Here is a 13,502-nt window from a genome sequence, read left to right on the forward strand (position 1 = left end):
TCTCTCGTTATAGCGCTGGGGGGCAATGTCAGTCGGAGTTCAGGCGTTTGGCAGCGGCCTGGACTGCACGGACTATGTTGTTGTAGCCGGTGCAACGGCACAGGTTTCCCGCCAGCGCCTTGCGGATTTCCTCCTCGGTGGGCTGCGGGTTTTCGTCAAGCAATGCCTGCGCAGAGATCAGCATCCCCGGCGTGCAGAATCCGCATTGGAGGGCATGGTGGTTCCTGAATTCCTGCTGCAGGGGCGAAAGCTCTTCTTCCGAAGACAGGCCTTCCACCGTTTTCAGTTCTGCCCCTTGCGCCTGGACGGCGAACATCAGGCAGCTTCGTGCCGGCCGCCCGTTGACCATCACGGTGCAGGCACCGCATGCACCATGCGCGCAGCCTACGTGGGTCCCGGTCAGGCGCAGGCGATGCCGGATGAAATCCGCCAGCAGCATGCGAGGTTCGGCGTCCGCGCCCATTCGCGCGCCATTGATCGAGAATTCGATACGGGTGACTTCATCGCTCATTTGGATTTCCCTCCTTGACGGCGCTTAGCAGAGCTTTCTTCAGCATTGCCCCGATCGCATGCTTGCGATAAGCGTCGCTGGCGTAAAGATCAGACATGGGATCAATCTCTTCGGCAGCGATGCCTGCGATCATTTCGATCGCAGCGTCGCCGAGTCCGTGAGTCGTGAGTTGGGCTTCGGCACGGCGCAGACGTACAGGCGCAGCATCGACCCCCATCGCGGCAAGCGCAGCCTTCTGGACCTTAGCGCCTTGCTTGGCCAGGTGCACGGCAAGGCCCACGACCGCGACCCCCTCCTGCCTGACGCTTACCTCAAAAAAGCTGGAAAACGAGCCTGGGACGCAGACCGGAAAGCGAGCCTCGCGCAGGAACTCGCCGGGCTCGATTGCGGTCGTCAAGTCCCCAAGGAAAAACTCGGAGGCAGCGACTTCGCGCGGCCCGTTCACGCCGTCAATCAGCATGATGGCGTCCAGTGCGACTGCGACTGCAGGCAGCTCGGCAACCCGGTCGGCATGGGCGAGCGTGCCACCGACGGTGGCTCGGCATCGCACGGCGACCGGCCCCGTCCACGCCAATGCCTGCGAGACGAGCGGGCAATGCTGACGCACTACCGGAGACTTCATGGCATCGATCTGGCGGGTCATCGCGCCGATGGCAACATGGCCCGCACGGTGTTCGATGTAGTCGAGCCCCTGGCATTGGTTCAGGTCTATCAGCACGGCGGGCCGCATGATCCGCAGGTTCATGATCGGCACCAGGCTCTGCCCGCCGGCGAGAACACGCGCTTCCGCGCCGTGCTGCGACAGCAGCCCGATGACCTCCTGGACTGTTCTGGGGGAAACGTAGATAAAGCTCGGCGGCTTCATACTGGCTCCTGCCTGGTTGTAGTCATGCTCAGGCGCATTCTGTCTGCGGCGGCTTCGCAGCCTCGCCGGCCGGTTGCAGTGGCACGGTCATGGCGTTGTATCCGAAGCACCACGTCGGATCCTCCTCGTACTTGAGGAAGGTATTGGCGTTCGAGATCCGTTGCACCTTTGAAGCTCTTCCCTGGCGATTCGCCTCGTAGAGCTTCAGGGCACCTTCGAGGTCATCGCGCTTCTCCTGCAGGCAGCGGGCCAGTACAGCGGCATCTTCGAACGCCATGCCGGCTCCCTGGCCCATATGTGGCTTCATGGGGTGGCAGGCGTCGCCAAGCAGCACAATGCGGCCCGAACTCCAGAGCGGCAGGGGATCGCGTGTCAACAGGGGCCACTTGCTGATCCGGACGGAGGCGTCGATGACACGCTGTACTTCGTCGTGGAAGCCGGCGTAGTGATCCTTGACTTCCTGAATCGTGACATCGACAGGCGTGGTCCCTTCCCAGTTGGGATCTGGCGAGCCGGTGACGAAATACACCTCATCCTTGGCCTTGGTGGTGTAGTAGATGATCATGTGCCTGTCTTCGTTAGCCCAGTGCCGGTCATCCGACCAGAACTTGCAGCCGTCCGAGTCCAGTGGGCGGCTAAGTCGAGATGCCGGGAAGACAGAGCGATAGGCGACAAAGCCCGAGTACTTGGGAGGCTGTGGTCCCAGCAGCAGCTCACGGACCCGTGAATTGACGCCGTCGGCGCCGATAATGACGTCAGCTTCCACGCTGCTTCCGTCAGCAAAGGTCGCCTTTAGGGCATCGCCGACTTCCTCGATGCCGACCAGGTGCTTGTCGAACTGGATCGAGTCCGGCCGCAACTGGCTGGCGAGCGACCGCTGCAGATCACCGCGGTGGAGGATGATGTGAGGCTCACCATACTTCTTGTGCCACGCCGCCTCCGGTTGGGAGTACAGCAATTCGCCGGTATCCCAGACCCGGCTGAACCATGTCGCGGGCGTTTGTCCGATGGCAAGCAGGTGATCAACTACCCCGGTGGCGCGTAGCACATGCATGCCGTTCGGGTAGATATTGATCCCCGCGCCGATACGGGCGAGCTGCTTTGCCTGCTCGTACACGGTCGCCTCGAAACCTGCGCGCTGCAGAAGGACTCCAGCCGTGAGGCCGCCCATCCCCCCTCCGATTACCGCAATTCTCTGTTGCTGCGTCATTGCATCTCCTTGCCACGCCATATGTGATTTTGCGGGCGTATCTGCCTGCGAAGAAGACATGCAGTGGGCCGGTCCCGGGTGGCCGTCACCATTGCATCGCCGTGTTCATATGCTAGCACCGAAATGTACGAAGCGTATAGATTTTTGCTACGGAATGTAGTTAAATACGTCTACGGCAGCACCACACGTCACTGAGGACACGGAGCCAGACATGGATAAATTTGCTTTGGACACGAACTATGCCAACACCGGCTTCAACACAAGGCTGGGATTCGGCAAGAAGCCAGCGCTCTTGCTGATCGACCTGGTACAGGCGTACTTCGTGGAAAGTTCGCCGCTATACCACCCGTTGTTCGAGCCAAGCCTTGCGGTGTCTATCCGGCTGAAGGCAGCGGCGCATCGCGCCGGCATTCCGGTGGTGCTCACTCGCCTCGAAGTGCAGAAGGATGGTGTCGGCGGCGGGGTCTTCTTCGAGAAGATCCGACACTCGCTGCTCTCGTTCGAGCCCGGAAATCCGCTGGGAGACCTGCCTCCGGGACTGGAAGCCGAACCCTCCGATATCGTCATCTGGAAGCGGTATGCAAGCGGTTTCTTCGGTACGGCGCTTGCGCCGGCGTTGACGACGTTGGGCGTGGATACGGTGCTGATTGCCGGGGTCTCGACCAGCGGTTGCGTACGCGCGACCTGCGTAGACGCGATCTCACATGGATTCCGGCCCATGGTCGTGCGTGAAGCGGTGGGAGACCGACATCCAGATATCCAGGAAGCCAATCTGTACGACATGAACGCCAAGTACGCAGACGTCATTGGCGAGGAAGAGGCAATGGCATACCTGAAGCAAGTCTCGGCCCTCTGATCATCATGGGCACGCATCTATTGCATTCGTAACCTACCAGGAGAGTTCTGATATGCAGCAAGAAAAGCTGGTCGCGCTGTTTCAGGAGGAGTTTCGGCGCTGTAAGTTGGATGAATCTGAGACGGCCATCGTTTTGTCGGGTGAGCGCACTCCGGCTGCGATGGCAGATGCCGCCATGCAGGCCATCACCAATCTGGGCGCCCAGGGATTCCGGATGCATATGGCTGCGCCGAGAGTAAAACCTGGCGCCGCGGAAGGTTCGTACGTCGGGCTTACGCCGGTCACGGGACAGAAGCTGGCCCTGGAGACGTTGAAGCAGGCCGATTTCGTGGTTGACCTGCTGCTGCTTCTGCATTCTCCGGAGCAAGTCGAAATCCTGAATGCCGGCACGCGCATGCTACTTGTGGTCGAACCGCCGGAGATCCTTGCAAGCCGGCCGCCGACGGACGCACTGCGACGCCAGATCGAGGCAAGCGAGGAGGTGCTCAAGGGCGCCCGGACGCTGCGCATCACCTCGTCGGCGGGAACCGACGTGGAGATGAAGCTGGGCCAATACCCGGTAATCACCCAATACGGTTACACGGATACCCCGGGACGCTGGGACCATTGGCCCTCCGCCTTCCTCTATACGTGGCCGGACGAGGGCTCGACAAACGGGCGAGTGGTGCTGAACCGGGGGGACTTTGTATGGCCCCTCAATCGGTACCTCGAATCCCCCATCACGCTCACCATTCGCGAAGGTTACATTCGCAGCATCGATGGCGAGGAAGAGGCTGTGCGGCTTCGCGAGCAGATGGCGTCGTTCAACGATCCGGAAGCTTATGCCGTGTCACATATCGGTTGGGGGGTAGATCCACGGGCGGATTGGGAAGCCTTGAAGAAGGAGCCTGCAAGCGTCGGCACGGATCCGCGATCGTTCGCGGGGAACGTGCAGTTCTCCACGGGCCCGAACACGGAGGCGGGCGGGAGCCGGCACACCATCGCGCATTTCGACATGCCGATGCTGGGCTGCACACTGACCCTGGATGGCTACACGGTGGTGCGCGACGGCGAGGTGGTTGGGCCGGCAATCTGAATCGCATGGGCGGCACCGCGTACCGGTGCTCGTCCGTTGCGGTCATGCGTTGGACCTCATTGCCCGGTGCGTTGTAAGCCGGGCGATGATGGCGACACACTCCATGCTCATAGAGGCTATTGCATGAAAGAAGGAACACGATTCCAATCGCGCGTCGCTGATCGCCGCGCCAGACTGGCCGCCCGCCTGCGCGACAAGCGTGTGCTATCGGCTCCCGGCGTTTTCGAGATGGTGTCGGCAAAGCTGGCCGACAGTATCGGCTTCGAGGCGCTGTACATGACCGGCTACGGCACGGTCGCCTCCTATCTCGGCTTGCCGGACGCGGGACTTGCCAGCTACACCGACATGGTCAATCGCGTACAGCAGTTTGTCAGCGTGACCGACACGCCCATGATTTGCGACGCGGATACCGGTTACGGTGGCTTGCTCAACGTCATGCACACGGTACGCGGCTATGAAGCCGGGGGCGCCAGCGCGATCCAGTTGGAAGACCAGGAGTTTCCGAAGAAATGCGGCCATATGCTTGGTCGACGGGTGATCCTGGCAGAAGCCATGGCTGACAAGATTCGTGTTGCGGTCGAGACACGGGACGATCCGAACTTCCTCATCATCGCGCGCACTGATGCGCGTACCACACTCGGCCTTGACGAGGCGCTGCGCCGCGGCGAACTCTACGCAAAGGCCGGCGCCGACCTGCTGTTCATTGAAAGCCCGGAGTCGGTCGAAGAGATGGAGCGCATCGGTCGCAGCTTCGACGTGCCTTTGGTGGCCAACATGGTGGAAGGCGGGCGCACGCCGGTCCTGAGTCGCGATGAGCTGCAATCCCTGGGCTACGGGCTGGCCATTTTCCCCGCGACCGCTTTCCTGGCGGCCGGAGCGGCCATGGGCAGCGTGTTCCGGAAGATCCGGGAGGACGGGTCCACCGTTGGGCTTGATACGCCCCTCTACGAGTTCCAGAAGTTCTCAGCGCTGATGGGCTTTGACTGGGTCGCTGATTTCGACCGCAATCATGCTCAGGAATAGTGGCGACTTTTCATACGGCGGCAGGGAGGCAATAGCAATGAAGCAAACACCTGACCTTGAGACAGGCCCAGCCACGTGGGGGCATGCATGATGGGACGGACATTGTTCGACAAGATCTGGGACGCCCATGTGGTCAGCGATTTGGGCGAGGGATGGGCATTGCTTCATGTCGACCGGCATCTGGTCCATGATCTCAACGGGGCTCCGGCGCTTGCGGAACTCGAGGCTCGTGACTTGCCAGTGTGCAATCCGGAACTCGTCTTCGCCACGCCGGATCATGTGGTGTCGAGCCAGCCGGGACGCACTGGCAACACTTATGCCGAAGGCAGCCGTCTGTACAACGGACTGCGCGACCGCACTAAGCAAAACCAGATCCGCCTGTTCGACATCGGCCAGCCTGGACAGGGGATCGTCCACGTCATGGCGCCGGAACTGGGTGTCGTCCTGCCTGGCCTTACCGTGATCTGCGGTGACAGCCATACCTGCACCAACGGCGGGCTGGGGGCTCTGGCTTTCGGCGTCGGCTCATCCGAGGTCGCGCATGTCCTGGCCACGCAGACATTGCGCCAGCAGAAGCCAAAGCGAATGCGCGTTTGCTGCGAAGGTGCGCTCGCTGTCGGCGTGTCAGCCAAAGACTTGGCCCTTCACATCCTCAAGACGCTCGGCGCCACAGCGGGCGTCGGTTATGCCATCGAGTACACCGGTAGTGCGGTGCGCGAACTGGACATTGAAGCGCGGTTGACCTTGTGCAATCTGAGCGTCGAACTGGGGGCCCGCTGCGGCATTGTGGCGCCAGATGACAAGACCATTGCCTGGCTCCGCGGCCGGCCGTTTGCTCCGCAAGGCGAGGCGTTCGAGGTGGCCGCCGCCCAATGGCGCTTGTTGGCCAGCGATGAGGATGCGGTTTTCGATCGCGAGGAAATCATCGACGTCGCGGAAGTTGCGCCTACGATCACATGGGGCCTAAGTCCCGACCAGTCCATAGCGGTCGACGGCGTTATCCCCGATCCACACTGCGCACCCGAGCATTTGCGCAAATCCTATGCGCTGGCGCTGGAGTACATGGGGCTCACCCCCAATGCGCCGATTGCCGGGACGCCCGTGGACTGGGTTTTCATTGGTTCCTGTGCCAATTCCCGTCTTTCGGACTTGCGCGCCGCGGCCGATGTCGTGCGCGGACGCCGGGTCGCGCCTGGCGTGACTGCCTGGGTCGTGCCAGGGTCTGAACTCACGCGCCGCGCCGGCGAAGCCGAGGGCCTGCGCGAGGTCTTCGAAGCGGCCGGCTTCCAGTGGCGAGAACCCGGCTGCAGCATGTGCGTTGCCGCCAACGGCGAGCAGGTACCGCCCGGACGCCGCTCGGTGTCCACCTCCAATCGCAACTTCATCGGCCGCCAGGGGCCCAACGCACGCACGCATCTGGCCAGCCCTGCAACGGCGGCGGCAGCGGCGATTGCGGGCCATATTGTCGATGTGAGAACCATGAAACACGTGCCAGCACAAGAGCCGCAGGTCGGGAGCACCACCGTATGACCATGCAGCCATTTACCGTCGTCACCGGGCCGGCCGCACCGCTGCTGCGCGCCAATATCGATACCGATGTCATTATCCGCATCGAGCATCTGACGATGCTGTCGAGGAAGGAACTGGGTCGTTATGCCATGGAAGTCCTGCGCTACCTTCCGGATGGCAGTGAAGATCCTTCCTTCATACTGAACCAGCCTGCTTTCCGCGGCGCGCCGATACTTCTTGCCGGCCCAAACTTTGGCTGCGGCTCATCGCGCGAGCATGCCGTGTGGGCGCTGCAGGGCGCCGGCCTGCGCTGTGTCATTGCGCCGAGCTTCGGCGACATCTTCTACGCAAATTGCTTCCAAAATGGCGTGCTGCCAATCCGCCTGCCGATGGGCGTGGTTCAGGATCTTGCTGCGCAATGCGCTCAGGGCGAGCCGCTGAGCGTCGATTTGCAGGCGTGTGGCATCACTGCGCCAGATGGCCGGATGACGCCGTTTTCGGTCGACGCACGGCGGCGGGAGATGATGCTGCACGGGTTTGACGAGATCGGACTCACGTTGACCGATGCGCCACGGATACGCGCGTGGCAAGCAGCTGACAGGCTGAGTCGACCATGGGCCTGGCCAGGCGCGGCGACAGTGCCGACCCCCTGACCAGTTGGCGCAGGCTAGCCGGCTTCGTTTAGCTGGCTTCTGCTTTCGTATTCTTTCCGGTGCGCTTGACCGCGTTGGCTTTCAATTCCGGATTCTGCAGCAGCGGCAGGGCGCGCTCACTGTTTGCCGTCACCTGCTCGAGAAACTTGGAGGCCGCCAGCAGCGATTGGCGGGAAACGCCATCGAACATGGCATCGTTGAACTGCTGGCGGATCGGAGCAATGCAATCCATGGCCTTCTCGCCCTTTCGGGTGAGCAGCAACAGCACGCTTCGGCCGTCGGCGCTGTTTGGATGCTTCTCGACAAGCCCTTTTTTTATGAGGGCGCCGGCTTGCGTCGTAACGTGGGTAGAGGCCATCAGGGCGTAGTGCGCGATATCCCGCACCGTGGCGCCACCCTTGCCCTGGGAGTGGGCGATCGCCAGCAGGATCACATACTGGTTGCCGGTCAAGTCGATCTCGCGAGCGACGACCTCGAGAAACATGACCAGGCGGTCCGCAAACATCCTTGCGAGGAACAGTACATGGCGAAACTTCTCGTCATTGCCGTCCACCAGCATCGCCGCATGGGAGACGGAAGTCGCGGGCTCGAAGCTGGGTCGCGCCTGATCGGCTGCCTTGATATTGCTGCGGGCGGGTTTTTTCATATAGCTACCAGAAAGGCCATGTTGAAAGTATGAAGGTCCAAACAGTCGCATTATGCCAGATATAGCTACGAAACGTATTGACATGGCGACGCGAGCAAGCGAGCGCCGACGTGATATGCGAACTGAACTCGGGGAGCAAAAATGACAGATACGATGCGACAGGGCCGGCACGTGGCGGTCAATGGCGTACGCTTGCACTACGTGAGGTTCGGCCGCGGCCAGGCGCCGCTGGTCTTGTTGCCCGGCATCACGAGTCCGGCTGCGACATGGGAGTTCGTAGCCGAACGATTGGCGGCCTTCTGCGACGTCTACGTCATGGATATCCGCGGCCGCGGGCTGTCTCAGGGCGGAGCCGAGCTTGGCTATCGCCTGGACGACTATACCGCGGACATAGAGGGCTTCATCCGGGCCGTAGGGCTGGAGGCACCGGCAGTTCTCGGCCACTCCATGGGCGCTCGCATTGCAGTGCGTCTTGCCGCTCGCTACCCGTCGAGGATCGGCAAGCTCATTCTGGCTGATCCGCCTGTCTCGGGACCTGGCCGTCGGCCTTATCCGATCCCGCTCAGTTTCTACCTCGATTCTCTTGATGCCGTGGGCCGTGGACTGGGTTACGACGAGATGAAGGTTGGCCTGCCCTGGAGCGATGAGCAACTCGAACAGCGCATGGAGTGGCTGCCGACGTGCGACCGCACGGCCATTATCGAGTCGCACAAGTCATTTCACGAAGAGGATATCCATCGCGACCTGCCGGACATCGCCACCACGACCCTGTTGTTGTATGCGGAGAAGGGGGGGACGGTGTCGGATGAGGATGCAGATGAGATAACGGGGGCGCTCAGAGACTGCCAGAAGGAGCGCATCGATGGCGCCGGTCATATGATTCCATGGGATCGCCTGGAAGCCTTTGTATCCTCGGTGCAGCACTTCCTCGCCGATTGACCATCACTTTCTGGTGTTCACATATATACGAAATGTAGTTAAAAAACATACGATGCGTATATTTATGTGCTAGCATACTTCAAACTCGATGCGGCGCCATGCAAGGTCCATCAAGGCAAAGCCGGCGCACCGGCTACCACAGCCTCGTCCGTGCAATCCAGCCGTAGCCAGACGCCCTGAACATTGACCATCGGTGAACGATATGAGCGATCCAACCGCAACTACAGGCATTCAAGGCCGCTACGTCGGCACAGCCGTCCCGCGACGCGAAGACGAGCGTCTTCTGCGCGGCCAGGGGCGGTACATTGATGACTTGCCCGAGCCATCGGGTCTTCTCTACATTGGCTTCCTGCGCAGTTCTTACGCACACGCCATGGTCCGTTCCATCAACGCGGACGGCGCTAAGGCGCTGAGGGGCGTCACCGCAGTCATTACCGGCACTGACGTCGCCGGTTGGACGCAGCCCATGGCAACGCCGGTACCGGGGGACAAGAAGCTGCTGCGCTATAACATGGCGCTGGACCGGGTGCGCTATGTGGGCGAGCCAGTCGCGGCGGTGGTCGCCACCGACCCCTACGTGGTCGAGGACGCGCTCGAGCTCATAGAGGTCGACTACGAAGCGTTGCCAACCGTGGTGTCGATCTCGGAAGCGCTGAGTGAAGACGGGCAGCGCTTGTATGACTATCTTCCCGGCAATGTCGTTTTCGAGGCGAAGTATTCGGTCCCTGGGACCGATGAGGCGTTTGCCCGGGCAGCGCACGTCTTCGCCGATACATTTTCCAGCACCCGGTTGTCCGGAGTTGCCATGGAGACACGCGGCTTTCTGGCCAGCTTCGACAAGGGTCAGAACAAGCTCACCTTGTGGTCGACCGCACACTTGCCACACAAGGAGCGATGGGAGGTGGCCGACGCCCTGGGCTTGCCGGAGAAGAACGTGCGGATCATCTCGCCGGACGTCGGCGGAAGCTTTGGACTCAAGACGGTAACGCACCCTGAGGTCGTCGCCGGCGCAGCGATTTCGCGCCATCTGGGCCGACCGGTCAAGTGGGTGCAAGACCGCCAGGAGGATCTCGCGCTGATGCACGGGCGGGACTTCCAGTTCCGCGTCGAACTAGCCGTGGATGACCAAGGGATGATCCTCGCGGTGCGCAACAGGCCTGTCGTGAATGTCGGAGCTTACCCATTGTGGGTGACAACTGCGGGTCTGGACGCGGCGGGTGCCGGGCATCACATGATGGGGCCCTACAAGGTTCCTTACTATGCCTATGACGCCGTCTCCGTGGTGACCAACACGGCGCCTACCGCGTCGTACCGGGGCGTCGCCGCGCCGATTTGCACCTTTGCGATGGAGAGCCTGCTGACCAGGGCGGCTGAGCAACTCAAGATCGACCCGGTCGAAATAAGGAAGCGCAATCTCATTACCAGGGAAGACCTTCCATACACCAATGCCGTCGGTGTGACCCACGATACGGCAAGCAATGTGGAGTGCCTGGAACAGGCGCTCGAACGCTCAGGGTTCATTGCCTTCCGCCAGGAAAAATCCGGAAAGCCAGGCCCGGACGGAAAATTGCGCGGCATGGGCCTGGCTTGCATGGCCGACCATACCGGACAGGGTACCTCCATCACTCGCATGCGCGGGCAGGCATCGCGATGGCCGGGTTACGACGGCGCCCTCGTGAAAATCGAACCGGATGGCAAGGCAAGCGTCCACCTGAGTGTCGCCTCACAGGGACAAGGGCATGCGACGGTATTTGCCCAGCTGGCTGCGGATACGCTAGGCCTTAACATCGAGGATGTCACGGTGGAATCCTCCGATACCGCAAACGTCCCATTTGGAACGGGCGCCGGCGCCAGCCGCGGTGCCGTGGTGGCCGGCGGGGCTGTCATCAAGGCATGCACGCGCCTTGCGGAGAAGATGAAGCGAATCGCAGGATACCAACTGGAAGTCAGCCCGGAAGATATCTCGCTCTCTCAAGGCAAGGCCTCTGTCAACGGCGTGCCCGGCATGTCGGTCACGATAGAGACGATCGCGCAGACAGCGTACATGATCGGAATGGGTGACATGCCCGAGGGCGAAACGATTGGCCTGGACGCGCTGGAATTCTACGATCCGCCCTCGTCCACGTACTCCATGGCTTGCCATGTTGCCCAGGTGGCGGTGGATCCAGGAACCGGGCTTGTTACCGTGGAGCGCTACTACGTCGTCCACGACTGCGGGCGAGTACTGAATCCGCAGATCGTCGATGGACAAGTGGTGGGAGCAATTGTCCAGGGCATTGGGGCCGTACTGATGGAGGGCGCTCGCTACAGTGAGGATGGGCAGCCCGTAGCGACGACTCTGCTTGATTACACCATACCCACAATGCTTGACGTGCCAGAGATCGTGGTCGATCACATCGAGACACCATCGACGTTCACGCTTGGCGGCATGAAAGGAGCGGGGGAGAGCGGCGCCGTTGGCGTGGTTCCGGCGCTCATCCTTGCGGTCACCGATGCCTTGTCGGCCTACAAGCCTCAGATCACGACTATGCCGCTGACGCCGAGCAATGTCCTGAAGCTGATGGGCGTAGTGGGGACGGCTTCCTGAGATTGGTGCGGATACGGCAGGGTTGGCAATGGATACTTCTGCAGGCGTCGAAGGCGTCTGAAGATCTGCGAACCCCTGCCGTCGTACCAGGAACTTGTCAATGCACTGGCTCTGCTGCTGGCGCAGACCAGGCCATCGGTTCTCGTGGGCCATAGCATCGGCCCCGCTGTCGCGCGCAAGCTCACCGAGCGCCATCCCGAGATCATTCTCGCTGTCGCGGCCTGGCCCCGCGCTTTTCAGCGCTATTTCGCCTCTCTCGTTCTGTATGGCCCACCCACAATGCGTTGCCCGTCAGCACCGTCCTGGTGAAATTCGGCATCGTCGATCAATTTTGGTGACGCACAAAGAGTGCGTATGCCCAGTGTGAGTGCGGCCTTCCTCGTTCTGACAAAATAGCTACATATCGTATTGACATACATACGAACGGTAGCTAAAGTTTTTTCGTCGCATCAGGAAGGGAAGACTCCTGAAACTACAGCGCGATCCAACGAGCCAGCAACACAGAACTAGCCACAGGAGAGAGGGAACAGTATGCGTAAGACAGTCACGGCACTGATCGCCATCAGTGCCGCAGGAATTCCTTTTGCCGCGCAGGCCGATGTAACGCTGTACGGCCTGATCGACACGACCATCCGTTTTTCCACCAACGAGAATGCAGCGGGTGATAACAAGTGGCAGATGTCGGACGGTCTGATTACAGGTAGCCGTTGGGGTATTCGCGGCACCGAGGACCTCGGCAACAACCTCAAGGCCTGGTACATCCTCGAGTCGGGCTTTGCGCCGGATACCGGTGCGAGCCTGCAGGGCGGCCGCCTGTTCGGTCGCTTCGCGGTAGTCGGCCTGGACGGCGATTTTGGCAAGATTGTGTTCGGACGGCAGTACACGCTCGCCAGTGAGATCATCGGTTCCTACGATGCCATGTCAGTGCCCAACCACGGCATTATCGGCTTCCAGGGGGGCAACTATACGGGGCTGCGCTACGACAACACCGCCAAGTACATCAAGTCTTTCGGGCCACTGCAAGTAGCGGCTGCATACACGTTTGGAGAAGTTGCAGGAAACTTCTCAGGCAACAACGCCACCGCCGGCTCTTTGGTCTACAGCTCCGGGCCGCTGGAGATCGGTGGGGTTTATCAGGTCACTCATGACGTCTCTACTGCCTACTTCGGCGCGGTGCCGCCGTCTCAGGCCAGCAAGCAAACGTTCTGGAGCATTGGCGGGACCTATAAAGCACCACGCACGCAGTACTTTCTCGGCTACACGAACAATCGCCTTGATGTAGCAGACTATCGCAATGACCTGGTTTATGCGGGCATCCGATTCAATCTGACGGGAGCGCTGGCTCTCGTGGGCGCGTTCAACTACGATTGGCTTCAGCATGCTGGCCAGGGTGGCAAGCGGTTATCAACGGCAGCGATGCTGGACTATAACTTCAGCAAGCGTACAGACGTATACCTGGAAGTTGACTACACGCATCTACGCGGTGCCTGGGTGGCCTTGAATGGCTCGCCTGGTTTCATCAGCAGCGCAAGCACTTTTGGCAATAGTACGCGCCTTGGCGTGATGGCGGGCCTGCGTCACAAATTCTAATGGCATTGACCGTGCTCATTGGTTTATGAATCCATCAA

At 60.9% G+C, this 13,502-nt stretch carries 12 protein-coding genes; 8 read left to right on the forward strand and 4 right to left on the reverse strand.

Features of this window, described 5'->3' with window-relative positions; all coding sequences use genetic code 11:
• Nucleotides 1-28 precede the first annotated feature (28 nt).
• From K307_RS23785 to K307_RS23795, 3 genes are read right to left on the reverse strand one after another with little or no spacing between them, the layout of a single operon-like run.
• Entirely contained in the window at nt 29-511 is a 483-nt protein-coding gene (locus K307_RS23785) for a (2Fe-2S)-binding protein (RefSeq protein WP_042883241.1), read from the reverse strand.
• A complete protein-coding gene (locus tag K307_RS23790; RefSeq protein ID WP_042883242.1) occupies nt 501-1,376 on the reverse strand; it encodes an FAD binding domain-containing protein in 876 nt (291 codons plus the stop codon). The genes K307_RS23785 and K307_RS23790 overlap by 11 nt, the downstream gene beginning before the upstream one ends.
• A gap of 28 nt (nt 1,377-1,404) precedes the next feature.
• A complete protein-coding gene (locus K307_RS23795; RefSeq protein WP_042883244.1) occupies nt 1,405-2,586 on the reverse strand; it encodes an FAD-dependent oxidoreductase in 1,182 nt (393 codons plus the stop codon).
• 211 nt (nt 2,587-2,797) lie between these two features.
• On the opposite strand from K307_RS23795, the gene K307_RS23800 reads away from it, so the two are divergent.
• The 5 genes from K307_RS23800 to leuD all read left to right on the forward strand — a co-directional run bounded on the left by K307_RS23800 (nt 2,798) and on the right by leuD (nt 7,702).
• Nucleotides 2,798-3,442, forward strand: coding sequence for an isochorismatase family protein (locus K307_RS23800; protein WP_042883245.1), 645 nt, complete (start codon nt 2,798-2,800; stop codon nt 3,440-3,442).
• 52 nt (nt 3,443-3,494) lie between these two features.
• Nucleotides 3,495-4,517 carry a hypothetical protein gene (locus K307_RS23805; protein ID WP_042883247.1) on the forward strand — a complete coding sequence of 341 codons (1,023 nt, stop codon included), beginning with the start codon at nt 3,495-3,497 and terminating at the stop codon, nt 4,515-4,517.
• Nucleotides 4,518-4,640: 123 nt separating this feature from the next.
• The gene (locus K307_RS23810) at nt 4,641-5,540 is read left to right on the forward strand and encodes an isocitrate lyase/PEP mutase family protein (protein WP_080745199.1); all 900 of its coding nucleotides are present in this window, start codon (nt 4,641-4,643) and stop codon (nt 5,538-5,540) included.
• An 87-nt stretch (nt 5,541-5,627) separates the two neighbouring features.
• Nucleotides 5,628-7,070 carry a 3-isopropylmalate dehydratase large subunit gene (leuC, locus tag K307_RS23815; RefSeq protein ID WP_155301264.1) on the forward strand — a complete coding sequence of 481 codons (1,443 nt, stop codon included), beginning with the start codon at nt 5,628-5,630 and terminating at the stop codon, nt 7,068-7,070.
• Between the two features lie 2 nt (nt 7,071-7,072).
• On the forward strand, nt 7,073-7,702 hold the full coding sequence (leuD, locus tag K307_RS23820) for a 3-isopropylmalate dehydratase small subunit (protein WP_042883426.1): 630 nt from the start codon (nt 7,073-7,075) through the stop codon (nt 7,700-7,702).
• Between the two features lie 28 nt (nt 7,703-7,730).
• Here leuD and K307_RS23825 read toward each other — a convergent pair whose 3' ends face one another.
• Nucleotides 7,731-8,348 (reverse strand): MarR family winged helix-turn-helix transcriptional regulator, encoded by a 618-nt coding sequence (locus K307_RS23825; RefSeq protein WP_042883248.1) that lies wholly within the window; start codon nt 8,346-8,348, stop codon nt 7,731-7,733.
• Between the two features lie 141 nt (nt 8,349-8,489).
• Between K307_RS23825 and K307_RS23830 the strand changes: the two genes are divergently transcribed.
• From K307_RS23830 to K307_RS23840, 3 genes are all read left to right on the forward strand, one after another.
• Nucleotides 8,490-9,287: an alpha/beta fold hydrolase gene (locus K307_RS23830; RefSeq protein WP_042883250.1), complete on the forward strand. Its 798-nt coding sequence runs from the start codon at nt 8,490-8,492 to the stop codon at nt 9,285-9,287.
• Nucleotides 9,288-9,489: 202 nt separating this feature from the next.
• The gene (locus K307_RS23835) at nt 9,490-11,874 is read left to right on the forward strand and encodes a xanthine dehydrogenase family protein molybdopterin-binding subunit (protein WP_042883251.1); all 2,385 of its coding nucleotides are present in this window, start codon (nt 9,490-9,492) and stop codon (nt 11,872-11,874) included.
• A gap of 531 nt (nt 11,875-12,405) precedes the next feature.
• The gene (locus K307_RS23840) at nt 12,406-13,464 is read left to right on the forward strand and encodes a porin (protein WP_042883252.1); all 1,059 of its coding nucleotides are present in this window, start codon (nt 12,406-12,408) and stop codon (nt 13,462-13,464) included.
• Nucleotides 13,465-13,502 lie beyond the last annotated feature (38 nt).

Source organism: Cupriavidus necator A5-1 (assembly GCF_000744095.1).
GTDB lineage: Bacteria > Pseudomonadota > Gammaproteobacteria > Burkholderiales > Burkholderiaceae > Cupriavidus > Cupriavidus necator_A.

Coding starts and splice junctions, on each gene's coding strand:
- K307_RS23810 (WP_080745199.1), top strand. CDS start 4,641: ATGAAAGAAGGAACACGATTCCAATCGCGCGTCGCTGATCGCCGCGCC.
- leuD (WP_042883426.1), top strand. CDS start 7,073: ATGCAGCCATTTACCGTCGTCACCGGGCCGGCCGCACCGCTGCTGCGC.
- K307_RS23785 (WP_042883241.1), bottom strand. CDS start 511: ATGAGCGATGAAGTCACCCGTATCGAATTCTCGATCAATGGCGCGCGA.
- K307_RS23795 (WP_042883244.1), bottom strand. CDS start 2,586: ATGACGCAGCAACAGAGAATTGCGGTAATCGGAGGGGGGATGGGCGGC.
- K307_RS23800 (WP_042883245.1), top strand. CDS start 2,798: ATGGATAAATTTGCTTTGGACACGAACTATGCCAACACCGGCTTCAAC.
- K307_RS23840 (WP_042883252.1), top strand. CDS start 12,406: ATGCGTAAGACAGTCACGGCACTGATCGCCATCAGTGCCGCAGGAATT.
- K307_RS23805 (WP_042883247.1), top strand. CDS start 3,495: ATGCAGCAAGAAAAGCTGGTCGCGCTGTTTCAGGAGGAGTTTCGGCGC.
- K307_RS23835 (WP_042883251.1), top strand. CDS start 9,490: ATGAGCGATCCAACCGCAACTACAGGCATTCAAGGCCGCTACGTCGGC.
- K307_RS23790 (WP_042883242.1), bottom strand. CDS start 1,376: ATGAAGCCGCCGAGCTTTATCTACGTTTCCCCCAGAACAGTCCAGGAG.
- K307_RS23825 (WP_042883248.1), bottom strand. CDS start 8,348: ATGAAAAAACCCGCCCGCAGCAATATCAAGGCAGCCGATCAGGCGCGA.
- leuC (WP_155301264.1), top strand. CDS start 5,628: ATGATGGGACGGACATTGTTCGACAAGATCTGGGACGCCCATGTGGTC.
- K307_RS23830 (WP_042883250.1), top strand. CDS start 8,490: ATGACAGATACGATGCGACAGGGCCGGCACGTGGCGGTCAATGGCGTA.